Annotated in this window: 12 protein-coding genes; 5 read left to right on the top strand and 7 right to left on the bottom strand. The window is 70.6% G+C overall.

The window, feature by feature from the left end:
- Positions 1-18: 18 nt before the first annotated feature.
- Positions 19-2289 (bottom strand): hypothetical protein, encoded by a 2271-nt coding sequence (locus ABZS40_RS15015; protein ID WP_354943835.1) that lies wholly within the window; start codon positions 2287-2289, stop codon positions 19-21.
- Complete coding sequence (locus ABZS40_RS15020; protein ID WP_354943836.1) at positions 2286-3077, bottom strand: deoxyribonuclease IV; 792 nt, start codon at positions 3075-3077, stop codon at positions 2286-2288. The genes ABZS40_RS15015 and ABZS40_RS15020 overlap by 4 nt, the downstream gene beginning before the upstream one ends.
- Positions 3078-3706: 629 nt before the next feature.
- Between ABZS40_RS15020 and rpsF the strand changes: the two genes are divergently transcribed.
- From rpsF to rplI, 4 genes are all read left to right on the top strand, one after another.
- Complete coding sequence (rpsF, locus tag ABZS40_RS15025; protein WP_036391391.1) at positions 3707-3997, top strand: 30S ribosomal protein S6; 291 nt, start codon at positions 3707-3709, stop codon at positions 3995-3997.
- An 80-nt stretch (positions 3998-4077) separates the two neighbouring features.
- Positions 4078-4614, top strand: a complete 537-nt coding sequence (locus ABZS40_RS15030; protein ID WP_181518404.1) for a single-stranded DNA-binding protein — start codon at positions 4078-4080, stop codon at positions 4612-4614.
- Complete coding sequence (rpsR, locus tag ABZS40_RS15035) at positions 4614-4895, top strand: 30S ribosomal protein S18 (protein ID WP_051723758.1); 282 nt, start codon at positions 4614-4616, stop codon at positions 4893-4895. Before ABZS40_RS15030 ends, rpsR begins: the two co-directional genes overlap by 1 nt.
- Positions 4896-4909: 14 nt before the next feature.
- Positions 4910-5356 carry a 50S ribosomal protein L9 gene (gene rplI, locus ABZS40_RS15040; RefSeq protein ID WP_354943837.1) on the top strand — a complete coding sequence of 149 codons (447 nt, stop codon included), beginning with the start codon at positions 4910-4912 and terminating at the stop codon, positions 5354-5356.
- Positions 5357-5560: 204 nt separating this feature from the next.
- Here the strand turns inward: rplI and ABZS40_RS15045 are convergent, their stop codons facing one another.
- Positions 5561-7120 (bottom strand): hypothetical protein, encoded by a 1560-nt coding sequence (locus ABZS40_RS15045; RefSeq protein WP_354943838.1) that lies wholly within the window; start codon positions 7118-7120, stop codon positions 5561-5563.
- Positions 7121-7501: 381 nt separating this feature from the next.
- Between ABZS40_RS15045 and dnaB the strand changes: the two genes are divergently transcribed.
- Positions 7502-10342 (top strand): replicative DNA helicase, encoded by a 2841-nt coding sequence (gene dnaB, locus ABZS40_RS15050; RefSeq protein WP_354943839.1) that lies wholly within the window; start codon positions 7502-7504, stop codon positions 10340-10342.
- 23 nt (positions 10343-10365) lie between these two features.
- On the opposite strand, the gene ABZS40_RS15055 is transcribed toward dnaB, so the two are convergent.
- From ABZS40_RS15055 to ABZS40_RS15070, 4 genes are all read right to left on the bottom strand, one after another.
- Complete coding sequence (locus tag ABZS40_RS15055) at positions 10366-11043, bottom strand: maleylpyruvate isomerase N-terminal domain-containing protein (RefSeq protein ID WP_354943840.1); 678 nt, start codon at positions 11041-11043, stop codon at positions 10366-10368.
- A 104-nt stretch (positions 11044-11147) separates the two neighbouring features.
- Positions 11148-11531 (bottom strand): zf-TFIIB domain-containing protein, encoded by a 384-nt coding sequence (locus ABZS40_RS15060; protein WP_354943841.1) that lies wholly within the window; start codon positions 11529-11531, stop codon positions 11148-11150.
- Between the two features lie 22 nt (positions 11532-11553).
- Positions 11554-12186, bottom strand: a complete 633-nt coding sequence (locus ABZS40_RS15065) for a phosphoribosyltransferase (RefSeq protein ID WP_354943842.1) — start codon at positions 12184-12186, stop codon at positions 11554-11556.
- A 41-nt stretch (positions 12187-12227) separates the two neighbouring features.
- Positions 12228-13577, bottom strand: a complete 1350-nt coding sequence (locus ABZS40_RS15070) for a glycosyltransferase family 87 protein (RefSeq protein ID WP_354943843.1) — start codon at positions 13575-13577, stop codon at positions 12228-12230.
- Between the last annotated feature and the right edge of the window lie 48 nt (positions 13578-13625).

Consider the following 13625-nt stretch of genomic DNA (forward strand, 5'->3'; position numbering starts at 1 on the left):
GACCGTGGCCGGCACGCCTCAGAGGCGATAGACGACGGCCTCGCCGACCTCCTGCCGGCTGATGCCGAGCGACTCGACCGGGGCGTCGATAGTGATCTCCCACGGCGTGCCGGCCACCTGGCCACGCAGCAGCACCACCGTGCGGACGCCGAGCGTGCGCAGGTAGTCGACGCTCGTCTGGTCCGGGAACGACTGGCTCACCCGACGGACGTCGTCGAGCTGGCGGGGCGTGAAGCCGCTACCGCCGTTGACCACGTCGGGGAACCCGCTGGTCGACCAGAGCATCACGTGCTGGTCCAGGCTCTGATTGCTGGGCAGCACCAGCAGCGGACCCTCCGCCGAACGCATCGCCGCCGGTTGGGTCGGCACCACGGGGTGTGGGGTGGTGTTCAGGCCCTCGACGGTGACCAGCAGCAACGGCAGCAGGGTGGCCATCCGCAGCCACGGCCCCGGCCACGACGGAATCCGTTGCGCGGTCAACTCGCGGACCCGGTCGGTGAGCGCGGTGACCGCGCCCGCCGCGAGCAGGCCGAGCAACAGCGTGGTCCAGAGCATCAACCGCCCGGGGGTACGCAGCCCACTCCAGCCCGGCAGGTGCTCGAAGAGAGGCACGTAGGTGAAGGTGCCGTCGAAGAAACGGGTGCCCATGGCGAAGGCCATCGTCAGCAGCACCCCGGCGAGCAGCAGCAGTCGGTGCCGCAGCCGCCAGACCGAGAAGAACAACCCGCCCGCGGCGAGCGCGTAGAGCACGAAGCCCGGCAGCAGGGTCATCTCCGGGTGCCACGGCAGTGCCGCCCGGGCACCCTCGTGCAGGCCACCCCAGATCCGCGACTCCCCGGGCGCCGTCACGAAGCCCGACGCCGGCGGCGAGAAGAGGCCGATGTCGCCGATGGTGCGCTCGGCGTACGGGTGCAGTTCGGTCACCTTGAAGAACGGGAACGCCATCAGCAGACCGACACCGGCGAACAACACCCCGCCGAGCACGTCGGCGGCGAACAACCGGCGACCGAACGGAACGGCCTGCCCGGTGCGCAGCCGCCGCGCGAGGAACAGGACGGCAGCGACCAGCACCACGCCGGCCAGGAGGTACGCGAATGGCAGACCGATGCCGAAGCCGAGGCTGAGTTGCCAGGCAGCCACCAGCCAACCGGCGTAGACCCAACCGTCATGCCGGCGCTCGGGCCGGTAGCCGTGCCGGAGGGACCACCCGTGCCCGCGCGCCAACATCGCCAGCGCCAGCGGAATGCCCCCGTTGGAGAGCACGTGCAGGTGCCCGGCCTGGGCCAACAGCCAGGGCGCGTAGGTGTAGCTCACCCCCGCGACGGCCGCACCGATCCGGCCGGCCCCGAGCTGTCGGGCCAGCGCGTACGCCCCGAACGTGGCGAGCGCGTGCGCCAGCACGAACATGATGTTGTAGCGCAGCACGGCGTCCTCGGGACCGCTGCCGAGCATCCCGGCCGGGGCGTACCCGAGCAGCGTGTCGGAGAACGCGAAGCTCCACAGCTCGGGGAAGAACGTGTTGGATTGCCACAGCCGCGCCGGGTCGGCCAGCAGGATGTGCCCGGACCAGGCCATCTGCCAGGCCTGCAGGCTCGGGTCCCAGTAGTCCTGCGGAAGGGTGTAGCGCGGATAGCGCAGCGTCGGCCAGGTCATCAACACGGCCAGTGCCAACGCGCCGAGGGCGGCCAGGGTCCACTCGTGGATCAGGAAGCGACCGACCGGCCGGCCCGCCCGACTGACGATGGAGGGCCGTGGCTCCGGTGCGGAGGCGAACGCCTCCCAACGCTCCGGGCCGACCGGCTTCGCCTCGCTGTCGGCCTTGTCCGTACCGTCGGCGCCGTCCGCCTTCGCGCCCTTGGCCGGGTCGCCGTCCTTGATCGGGTCGCCGTCCTTGGCCGGGTCGCCGTCCTTGGCCGGGTCGCCGTCCTTGGCCGGGTCGCTGTCCTTGGGTGCGTCGGTGCCCTTGGCGGTGCTGTCACTGGATGCGGCGCCGCCCCCGGCGGCGTCCTGCTTGGCCGTGTCGCCCTGCTTGTCGGCGCGCCGGGCCGCGTCCTTGACGGCACCGCTCGTCGCGGGGTCGGCCTCGGAGTCACCGTTCGGGGCGCTCCCGGTCGCTCCGCCGTCGCCAGCCGGCGGCTGGGCCGCGGTGGTCTCGGCGGCGGGCTCGTCTGACGTGCGAGCCGGCTGGGTGGGGGCGCCGGCCGCGGCAGTGGTGGCCGGCTGACTCTCGGTGTCCGTGCCGGTGGGGGTGGGCCGGGCGTTGCCGGTCCCGGGCTGTCCGCTCGTCATGCCGCCGGGCTCTCCGCTCCGAGCTGCTCACGCAGAAAGTCGATGTCGGCGGCCTGGCCGGTCACACCGCCCGGTGTCTCGACGACCACCGGCGCGCCGGCCGCCCGGATCACCGCCACCACCAACTCCGGGTCGATCGTCCCGCCGCCCAGGTTGTCGTGTCGGTCCTGGCCGGAGTTGAACGCGCCCTTGGAGTTGTTGGCGTGCACCAGGTCGATCCGCCCGGTGATCGCCTTGACCCGGTCGACCAGGCCGAGCAGCTCCTCGCCGCCCGCGTACGCGTGGCAGGTGTCCAGGCAGAAGCCGACCTCGTAGTCACCGATCGCGTCCCAGAGTCGGGCGAGCGCGTCCAGCCGTCGGGCACAGGCGTTGTCGCCGCCGGCGGTGTTCTCGATCAGGACCGGTACGCCGAAGCCGCCGGAGTCCGCCGCGTACGCGAAGGTCTTGCGCCAGTTGTCGAAGCCGACGGCCAGGTCGTCGCCGGCGTTGACGTGCCCACCGTGGACGATCAGGCCCTTGGCGCCGATGGCGGCGGCCGCGGTGGCGTGCCCGAGCAGCAGTTTGCGGCTCGGGATCCGGATGCGGTTGTTGAGCGTGGCCACGTTGATGACGTACGGCGCGTGCACGTAGAGGTCGACCTCGGCAGCGCGCAGCCGCTCGGCATCTTCGCGAGGCTTGGGCGCCTTCCAGCCCTGTGGGTCGGCGAGGAAGAACTGCACGGTGTCGGCGGACCGGGCGGCCGCCTCCGCCAGCGGGTCGGTCGAGTCGACGTGGGCTCCGATACGCATGCGAGCGAGCCTACGTCGCGACCCCGAGCGGCGGGGCGACGGCCGGGGCGGTGTCGCGTCACTGGAGGGACCGACGATCGTTGATGGGTTTGAACCGGAGACCAGTATCCCGGTGCCCCAGCGGCGCGAGCGTCGCACACGGCGACCGGCGGTCGACGGCCGACAGCGGGGTCACCCCCGCGGCGCGGCCCGGCGCAGCGGGGGCGACCCCCTCGCACACCGGCTACCGAGCGACGACGAATCTTCGAAAAATTGTGCTTTTCCCCCCGACAAGGTACGAGTGCTGTTGTATCGTCAGATAACAACACGATAAAGCTCCGCGGGGCGTCTTCGGTCCAACCTCATCGGTGTGGTCGTTCCTCCCCAGGTCCCACCCAAGGAATGCGGACCGGACGCCCCGCGGCCTCGTAGACGGGGGTCCACCACCGACCGATTGACGGTCGGACGGTGGGCCCCCGTCGGCACGTCCGGATCCGGACCCGACCACCCCGGGCATGATCGTTGGGACCGGGTATCCTGGTCAGGTTGTCCGCGTCCGGCCGGGTTCCCTCGGCGCGTGCGGGCAGCGACACAAGACCTCCTGCCACGGAAGGACCGTGGCCGCTTAGCCCACAGGAGGTGAGCACGTCTTGCGTCACTACGAACTAATGGTCATCCTCGACTCCAGCCTCGAGGAGCGCACCGTCGCACCGTCGCTCGACACGTACCTGAACGTGATTCGGACCGCGGGTGGCTCGGTTGAGAAGACCGACGTGTGGGGCCGCAGGCGCCTCGCGTACGAGATCAACAAGAAGGCCGAAGGCATCTACGCCGTCATCGACCTGCAGGCCACGCCTGCTGCGGTGGCCGAGCTGGACCGTCAGCTTCGGCTCAACGAGTCCGTGCTGCGCACCAAGGTCATCCGACCGGAAATGCGCTAGAGCATCCAACCCCGGTTCGTCCGGATCAGCCTCCGCGACTCTGTCGTACGGCTCTGCGAGCCTGTACGACGAGACGCTGAGTGCGCGAGGAGATGGTCATGGCAGGAGACACCACCATCACGGTCATCGGCAATCTGACCGATGACCCCGAGTTGCGGTTCACCCCCTCCGGGGCTGCGGTCGCCAAGTTCCGAGTCGCTTCGACGCCCCGTTTCATGGACAAGGCGTCGAACGAATGGAAGGACGGCGAGCCGCTGTTCCTCGCATGCACCGTGTGGCGGCAGGCCGCCGAGCACGTCGCCGAGTCGCTGCAGCGTGGCGCCCGGGTGATCGTGTCGGGCCGGCTGCGTCAGCGGTCGTACGAGACCCGCGAGGGTGAGAAGCGCACTGTCATCGAGCTTGAGGTCGACGAGATCGGCCCGTCGCTGCGCTACGCCACGGCGAAGGTGCAGAAGATGTCCCGCTCCGGCGGTGGCGGCGGCGGCTTCGGTGGCGGCGGTGGCGGTGGCAACCAGGGCGGCGGCGGAGGCAACTTCGACGACCCCTGGGCTTCGGCTGCTCCTTCTCCCGCGCGTGCCGGTTCGGGCGCCAATTTTGACGAGGAGCCACCGTTCTAATGGCGCCTAGCGCTCGCGATCGCAAACCAGGAGCACGTGCAACGGCCAAGGCTGCGGCACTGCGCAAGCCCAAGAAGAAGGTGAACCCGCTCGACAAGGACGGGATCGCCTACATCGATTACAAGGACACCGCGCTGCTGCGCAAGTTCATCTCCGATCGCGGCAAGATCCGCGCTCGTCGGGTGACCGGCGTGACCTCGCAGCAGCAGCGGCAGATCGCCCGTGCGGTCAAGAACGCCCGTGAGATGGCGCTCCTGCCATACACGGCCACCACCCGCTGAGAGGAGGCACCGATATGAAGATCATCCTGACTCAGGAAGTGTCCGGCCTCGGTGCCCCGGGCGACATCGTCGAGGTCAAGAACGGCTACGGCCGTAACTACCTGCTGCCGCAGGGCTTCGCGATCGTCTGGACCAAGGGCGCGGAAAAGCAGGTCACGGTCATCAAGCGGGCCCGTGGGGCCCGCGAGATCCGCGACCTCGACCACGCCAACGAGGTCAAGGCTCAGCTCGAGGGTCTCAAGGTCAACCTGAAGGTCCGCGCCGGCGACGGCGGACGGCTCTTCGGCTCGGTCACCCCGGCCGAGATCGTCGACGCCGTCAAGGCCGCCAGCGGCCCGGTCCTCGACCGTCGCCGGCTGGAGGTGCCCGGTCACATCAAGTCGATCGGCGCCTACCCGGTGAAGATCAGGCTGCACCCCGAGGTGACCGCGTCGTTCAACCTGAACGTCGTTCAGGGCTGACGTCCGCAACACCACCACGAGGGCCCGCACCGAGCAATCGGTGCGGGCCCTCGTGCGTACGTCGTCCGATCCGGCACTGCCCGGGCCAGGATGGGCCCGCCCGGCGTGCCCGACCCGCCCCAAGCGGGGCCCCGACCTGCCTGCCTTCGGCCCAGCGATGCCCAGACCGACACCCGCCCGGTCTGGCCCCGAACCGCCGACGGGTCAGCCGATGGGCTGGCCCGTCACCGCGCTGATCAGCACCGTGGAGAGGCCGCCACCCACCACCGCGGCGGCCACCGCGATGGTCGCCGAGCGCCACGTCGTGCCCACCCGGCGCAGCAGCGCCGCCACCACCAGACTGCTCACCAACGCCAGACCGAAGCGCGGCGAACCGGCCAGCAGTGACTCCAGCGCGCGGGACCGGGCGGACTCACACCCGCCCCCGCTGATGTCGGTTACACAACCAGCCGGCGCCTGGCTGTCCAACGTCAACAGCCAGACGAAGATCAGCATCGCCGGCACCAGGTAACAGGCCGCCGTGTAGAGCAGGGGCCGGACGGACCCACCCGGATACGGGTCCAGCAGGTCGTCCTCCAGACGCCGTGCCCAGGCACCCGTGGCCGCCGACTCGACCCGCCGACGTACCGACGCCGTTCCCACCGCCGGCCGGTCCGCCCGACGCCCGGGCGCACCCGCACGTGGTGCACCCGCGCGCGGCGCAGGCGCGCTGCGCGGCCGTGGGGCCGTGTATCCCACCACCGGAGACCGGGGCGCCGACGTCGTCGGATCCATCCAACGCGGGTCGTCATCGGCCAACCGGGTGCCGGACCAGAACCCGTCTTCCCGGCTCGGCCACCCCTCGGCCGCCACCGAGCGATCGGAGCGCGGCGCCATCGAACGGTCCCACTCGTCGTCCTCGATCGCGGACCGCTCCCACTGACCGGTGCGGTCCGACCGCTCCCAGCCACCGACGCTCTCCACCGCCGACCACTGCCCGCTCAGGTCCCCGCCGTCCGCGCCGGCCGCCGGTGGCCACGCATGCACACCCGAGGCGTCCCACGGATCCACAGCAGGCGGGTACGACGGTTCGGGTTCCGCCGCCCGGTCGGATCCGCGAACCCATGGGTCGGCCGCCGGACGGGACCAGGATTCCTCCGCCGCACGTCGGCTACGCCGGGTGGGACGGCTCGGCTCCTGGTCCGGCACCTGCTCGCTCGGGGCGGACTCCGGCTCCCCGCCCGACCAGATGACCTGGGGACGGCCAACGGGCGCGCGGCGGGGACGCCGGTCCGAGACAGCGCCGGAGACCGGCCCGTCCTCCCCGGCGTCGGCCCGTCGGCGGCCGGCGTACCCCTGGTCCTGCGGCCGGTCGAGCGTCCACTCTCGGGTGTGGTCCGAGTCCGGCGCCGGGCCGATCGCTGCCTGCTCCCGTCGCCGCGGCTCGCCGCCCCGCCGCCGCCCACCCGACGACTCGGCGGACCGTCGGCCCGCACCGGAGATCGGCCGCTCGCGCTCGTCGTCGGCCTCGTCGTCGTCCGGTGCCGCGTGGCGACCACCGCCGTCCGCGTGCCGGACCCCTGACTCCAGCGCCCACCGGGGCAGGTAGGCGTCGACAGGCTCATCCTGGCCGCGGTCCAACGCACGCCGACGGCTGGAGGTGCGGTAGCGCCCGTCCTCGTCGTACGGATCAACCGGAACGGACGCCGCGCGCTCACCCCACGAGGCGGTTGGCTGGCGCTCGCGCGGGCTGCCATCGCCGCGTCCCCAGTCCCGGTAATTCACGGCCGGAGTGTGACCCTTCTGAACCGAAAGCGGAATCCGCTGTCCAGGTGTAGCCGTTCGCTGGAGATAGTACGGGACGATCGTGTCACAGGCCCGACCGAAATATTCTCCTCCACAGGCTGGGGAGTATGTCTGCGCAGGTCAGCGGCTTATGGCCGAGAATTCCCCAATGGTTATCCACAGGCTGTGCACACGCTGCGCACAAGCTGCCCACCGGGATCCACAGGTTGTCCCGAGGCTCGTCCACCGGCGTTGTTGAGTCTCTGACCTCGGGGTCCGTATGGTTGGCCCTCGACCGCCGGCGATGGCCCCCGATCGACCGGCCCGGTCGAAGGAGAAGTGTCGTACCCCAGCGGTAGAGCTGAGGTTGGATCCGGCGCAGTGGAGGGGGGACCCGTGTCGGTCACCGACGACATGCGGGCAGAGCCACGCTCCGGCGGAGGCCAGCCACCTGCGCAGCAGCGGGATGGCCAGTTCGACAAGACGCCGCCCCAGGACGTCGCCGCCGAGCAGTGCGTCCTCGGCGGCATGCTGCTCTCCAAGGACGCCATCGCCGACGTCGTCGAGATCCTCAAGACCAACGACTTCTACCGGCCGGTGCACGCCACCATCTTCGACATCATCCTCGACATCTACGGCCGGGGTGAGCCGGCCGACTCGATCACGGTCGCGGCGGCGCTCGCCGACTCCGGGGATCTGGTACGCATCGGTGGCGCGCCGTACCTGCACACACTCATCGCCAGCGTGCCCACCGCCGCGAACGCCGCCTACTACGCCCGGATCGTCAGTGAGCGGGCGGTCCTGCGCCGGCTGGTCGAGGCCGGCACGAAGATCGTGCAGCTGGGCTACGGCACCGCCAGCGGCGGCAGCCGCGACGTGGACGACGTCGTCGACCTCGCCCAGCAGGCCGTGTACGACGTCACCGAACGGCGGGTCAGCGAGGACTTCGCAGTCCTGGCTGACATGTTGCAGCCGACGCTGGACGAGATCGAGGCGGTGGGCGCGACCGGCGGCATGATGACCGGCGTGCCGACCGGCTTCAGCGACCTGGACCGACTGCTCAACGGCCTGCACGCGGGGCAATTGATCATCGTGGCGGGCCGGCCTGGTTTGGGTAAGGCGCTTGCGCTCGACACCCCACTGCCGACCCCGGACGGCTGGACCACGATGGGCGAGGTCAAGGCGGGCGATCAGCTACTGGGTGCGGACGGCTCTCCGACCACCGTCACGCACGCCTTCGACGTGATGCGCGACCGTCCCTGCTACGAGGTCGAGTTCTCGGACGGCGCAGTCATCGTGGCGGACGCGGAGCACCTGTGGAAGACGACCACGCGGGCGAGCCGGCGGCAGGAACCAGCGCGGCAGAGGCGGCACTGGTCAGAATCGTCGCTGGCCAACGTACGGGCGGCTCACAAGACGCTCAGCGCCGTGCGAAACCAGCCGATCACCCTCTTCGACGCGATCGAGCAGGTGGGGCCAGAGTTCCGGCATGTCCTGCACACGGTCGCCCGCGAGGTCGGGTCGATTGGCCGGATCAGTCGCCCCATCGTCCGCAACGGCAGGACGCGGAACTGGACTGCGCCCGGCTACCCGGCCGGTCCTCTGCTGACCGCGCTTCTTGAACGAGCCGATGGGAACACAAACGCCGGCAGCCGGGCCGCCCACGACGGTGTCGTCACCACTGCTGACATCGCGGCCACGCTGCGAACCGATACCGCCCAGCCGCGGCTCAACCATGCCGTACGAAATTGCGCTCCCATCCAACTCCCGGACCGTGAGCTGCTGGTCCCGCCCTACACCTTGGGGACGTGGCTCGGTGACGGGCACAGCGGTGCCAGCCGCTTCACCACGGCAGATCCGGAGATGGTTACGCAGGTCGAGGCGGATGGCTTCGTCGTGCGGCCGAGCGGGCCGATGGTCTACACCAATCTGCTGCAGCCCACCTCCACTGCTGCGGGGAACGGTGTCTGCGTGGACTGTGGCGGTTCCACCAGGGCGTTGCGTGAGAATCCAGCGACCAGGAAGTGTGCCGACTGTCGTCACCGGAACGGTTCCTTCCTCGGGCTGTTGCGTCAGATCGGGGTAGCGGGAAACAAGCACATCCCGGGCGTCTATCTGCGCGCCTCTGAGGCTCAGCGTAGGGCGCTGCTGGCCGGGCTGATGGACACCGATGGGACCGTCGCCCCGGCCGGCAACCTCCAGTACACGTCGACCTCGAAGCGGTTGGCTGATGACGTACGCGAACTCATCGTCAGCCTCGGCTACCGCTGCACTGTCAACGCCAAGCCGGTGCGCGGCCGCACCCGCGAGTCGTCGATCGCGTACACGTTGAACTTCTCCACCCCGGATGTCATCTTCCGGCTCAGGCGCAAGCAGGACGCACACGCCGAACGCCGCCGGACCACCTCCGACGTCCGAACGACCTCGCGGTTCATCGTCGACGTCCGGCCGGTCTCCAGCGTTCCGGTGCGGTGTGTGACTGTCGATAACGACGAACACCTGTACCTGGCCAGCCGGTCGATGATCCCTACCCACAACAGCACGGCTAGCATGGACTTTGCCCGAAATGCTGCTATTCGCGCCAATCAGGCGGCAGCTATCTTCTCGCTGGAAATGAGCAAGGTCGAGATCGTCATGCGGCTGCTCTCCGCCGAGGCGCGGGTGCCGCTGCACGTACTGCGCAGCGGTCAGCTCTCCGACGACGACTGGACCAAGCTGGCCCGGTGCATGGGTGAGATCAGCGAGGCGCCGCTCTTCGTCGACGACACGCCGAGCATGAACCTGATGGAGATCCGGGCCAAGGCACGGCGGCTCAAGCAGCGGCACGACCTCAAGATGATCGTGGTCGACTATCTCCAGCTGATGACCTCACCGAAGCGCACCGAGAGTCGCCAGCAGGAGGTCGCGGACCTGTCCCGTGGCCTCAAGCTGTTGGCCAAGGAGGTCGAGTGCCCGGTGATCGCGGTCAGTCAGCTGAACCGTGGCCCCGAGCAGCGCACCGACAAACGACCCCAGCTGTCGGATTTGCGCGAATCTGGGTCAATTGAGCAAGATGCCGACGTTGTTATCCTCTTGCACCGCGACGACTACTACGACAAGGAGTCACCGCGGGCCGGGGAGGCGGATTTCATCATTGCCAAGCATCGGAATGGGCCCACCGACACGGTGACCGTCGCGGCCCAGCTGCACCTGTCCCGCTTTGTCGACATGGCCATCGGCTGACCGACGCGACAACCTGTCGTCGGTCAGCCGAGCAGTGGGAACCAGCCCGCCGACTCGCCCAGTTCCAGCCGGTCGCGTTCGGTCAGCGGCACGCGTCCGGTCGCCTTCAGCAGAAAGTCGTGATCATCCCACGCGGTGGGTCGAACGGTGTCGTCGCTGAGCAGGCCGTCCATGGTCGCCACCGCGACGCGTACCGCCAGTGGGCCGGGCGGCGGCGCATCGGGCAGTTCCAGCGTCAGGTCCAGGTGGTGGACGGCGGCCTCGGTGGTCAGGGTGGCGAGGAAGTCCGGCACGCGAAGCACGTGTCCCTGGGTGGTCACGTACCCGTCGGGGTCGGCTGACGTGGCGGCGCGGGCCGCCGCCGGCGCGGTGTCCCGCCAGAGCTCGACGATCCCGGTCGGGCTGTCGAAGGCGGCGGCCGATCGGCGGACCCACCAGGCGTGCCGGGCGGCCTCGTCGTCTCCGCCGGGAAAGTCACGCCAGTAGCTCACGTCGTCGACGTCGGCGGGGCCGTCGACGGGGCTGGCCAGGGTGACGAGTGCCCGTTGGGCGTCGCCGAGCACGTGCAGGAGCAGGTCGGCGATCAGCCAGCCTCGGCAGCGGGTGGCTCGTTGCAGGCCGGCGTCGTCCAGGCGATCGACCACTGCGGTGATTCCGTCGTACGCCTGGGCCAGCGCCTCGTCCGGTCGGATCGCGGTCATGCGATTCAGCCTCGCATGAAGCATCGCGCCCGCCAACGATCAATGGCCCGGGGTATGTGCCCGGGCCGACGCGTGATCGACCCGGGCGGGAGGTCGGCCTGGGATCAGCCGAACATGTCGTCGAGGAAGCCCTTGCGCTTCTTCTGCCGGTAGTGGCCGTGGTAGCCCTGGTGTTGCTGCTGCTGGTGGCCGTAGGCCGGCTGCGGCGGGTAGCCGTGGGCGGGCGGGGGCGGCGGCGGGACGGCGCCGTAACCGGGCTGGTGCGGCGGGGGCGGCGGGGGCGGGTAGCCGGCCGGCTGCTGCGCCGGTTGCCCTGGCGCGCCGCCGCTCTGTTGGCGGCTCCAGTTGGCCTCCGCCTCGAACAGCTTCTCCAGCTCGCCGCGGTCCAGGAAGATGCCTCGGCACTCCCCGCACTGGTCGATGACGACGCCGCTGCGCTCGTACTGGCGCATTTCTCCGTGACACTTGGGACAGGTGAGGCTACTCATCGCCCGACGGTACCCGGTGTTTCTATGCAGTTGCTGTGAGCGCCTCGGTGACTTCTTCGTCGGACACTTCATGAAAATCGTCGTAGTAGACGCTGACGGCGCCGAAGTCCGCCGGGCGTTGGGCGCAGACGACCTGGTCGGCCTCGGCGGCGAGCAGTTCGTACGCCTCCTGCGCGCCGACCGGGACCGCGACCACGACCCGGTGTGCCCCGAGTTGGCGGACGACTTCGACGGCGACGCGGGCGGTTGCGCCGGTGGCGAGGCCGTCGTCGACGATCACGGCCGTCCGCCCGGTGAGGTCGACCTGTGGGCGGTCGCCCCGGTAGAGCCGTTCCCGGCGTTCCAGTTCGGCCTGCTCCCGGTGGCGGACCTCGGCGATGTCGTCGCCGCTGAGCCGGCTGGCCACCGCGTCGTTGAGCACCTGGACACCGCCCGGCCCGAGTGCGCCGAAGGCAACCTCCCGGGCCCACGGCATGCCGAGCTTGCGGACGACCAGCACGTCCAGTGGTGCGCCGAGCCGTTCGGCGACGACCCGGGCGACCGGCACGCCGCCACGGACGAGGCCGAGGACGACGACGTCCGGTTCGCCGATGAGCGCGGTGAGGCGTTCGGAGAGCACCCGGCCGGCGTCGGCCCGGTCGCGGTACGTGGTCATGTCTTCAGGTCTACGCCCTGACGCGCCGTTCCGCTCGGAAGTTACGCCGAAGTGGTCCGACCGGACCGTTCATCGGCAACCGCGGCGGTCGGTGTGTCGACGGGGCGGTGCAGGGCGGGGGCCCAGGTCAGCAGGGCCAGCGGGTACAGCAGGTAGCCGAAGCGGGTCGAGGGCATCAGGGCGATGGCGGCGAGCAGCCCGTACCCGCAGATGAGCGCGGTGGCGACGGCGGTGCGGGGCGGGCGGCGGGCGAGTCGGACGGCGATGGCCACTCCGGCGGCGACCAGCAGCGCGGCGGCGATCAGCCGGCCGGCGGGTAGCCCGGTGGCTATCAGGTAGCCGGGGAACGGGGACTGCGCGGGGCTGGTGACCAGCCCGTGGCCGAGGGGGAAGCGCAGCACGTTCTCGGTGAGGGCGTCGCGGTCCACCAGCAGCGCCGGCAGTAGTGCGGCGATGGGCAGACCGATGGCGCCGACGGCGACTCGGGTGCCGGCGCGTCGGGTCAGGCCCCAGACGATCAGGACCAGGGCGACCGGCCAGGCGAACAGCTTCAGCGCGCCGGCGAGCCCGACGGCGAGACCGGCCCGGCCGGGTCGGTCGGCGGCGGCGAACGCGAGGGCCAGCAGGCAGAGCGCGAGTACGGGTAGGTCGTCGCCGCCGGTGGCGAGGGTGAGGGCACAGATCGGCAGTACGGTGGCGGCCTGCACGCCGCGCAGCAGGGCGGCGTCTCGTCGGTGGGTAGCGGCGGTGGTGGCCTGGCCGGCGGTGGCCGGTGTTCTGCGCAGGGCGGCCACGGCCAGGGCGAGCGCCAGCGCGGTGCCCACCGCGAACCAGACCCGGGAGTCGGTCCACCAGGTGTCGAGCAGTGCTCTGGGCAGGCCGAACATCGCCATGCCGGGTTGGTACGGGGTGTAGCCCATCAGTTGCTCGCCGGGTGGCAGGGCGGCGATGGCGTCGGGCCCGAGGTAGGGCGTGCCGTGTTCCAGGAGGCGGCTGCCGGCGTGCTCCACGACCACCACCTCCTCCTGGGCCCGGTCGGTGCGCCCACCGGCCCGGTCGATGGCCTGCCAGGCCAGGGGCAGCAGTGTGGTGGTCGCCCAGGCGAGACCGGTGACCACCCAGCGGGCGGACAGACCGGTCAGCCGGGAGGTCGGGGAGCGTCGACGCAGCAGAAGCTGGGCGATCACCGTCAGCGTTGCGAGCAGGTAGCCGACGGCGGCGACCGCGCCCCAGGCGCGGTGCGGCAGCAGGGTGGACGTGACCGCGGTGATCGCGGCGAAGGTGGCCGACACGGCGTAGAGGCCCAGGTCGAGGGCGAGCCCGCCGGCTGCGTTGTCGAGCGTCCGCCAGTGCCAGCGACGGCGGTGGGCGGTCGGGTCGTCGACGATCACGCGCGACAGTCTGGCAGACCAGGCTGTCCGCGCAGCGGGGCGAGGCCT

The sequence above is a fragment of the Micromonospora sp. NPDC005324 genome (assembly GCF_040607155.1).
Lineage (GTDB): Bacteria > Actinomycetota > Actinomycetes > Mycobacteriales > Micromonosporaceae > Micromonospora > Micromonospora trifolii.

Excerpts from the sequence above, each read along its gene's own strand:
- ABZS40_RS15065 (WP_354943842.1), bottom strand. The coding sequence starts at position 12,186 with ATGACCACGTACCGCGACCGGGCCGACGCCGGCCGGGTGCTCTCCGAA.
- ABZS40_RS15055 (WP_354943840.1), bottom strand. The coding sequence starts at position 11,043 with ATGACCGCGATCCGACCGGACGAGGCGCTGGCCCAGGCGTACGACGGA.
- rplI (WP_354943837.1), top strand. The coding sequence starts at position 4,910 with ATGAAGATCATCCTGACTCAGGAAGTGTCCGGCCTCGGTGCCCCGGGC.
- ABZS40_RS15020 (WP_354943836.1), bottom strand. The coding sequence starts at position 3,077 with ATGCGTATCGGAGCCCACGTCGACTCGACCGACCCGCTGGCGGAGGCG.
- ABZS40_RS15060 (WP_354943841.1), bottom strand. The coding sequence starts at position 11,531 with ATGAGTAGCCTCACCTGTCCCAAGTGTCACGGAGAAATGCGCCAGTAC.
- ABZS40_RS15015 (WP_354943835.1), bottom strand. The coding sequence starts at position 2,289 with ATGACGAGCGGACAGCCCGGGACCGGCAACGCCCGGCCCACCCCCACC.
- rpsR (WP_051723758.1), top strand. The coding sequence starts at position 4,614 with ATGGCGCCTAGCGCTCGCGATCGCAAACCAGGAGCACGTGCAACGGCC.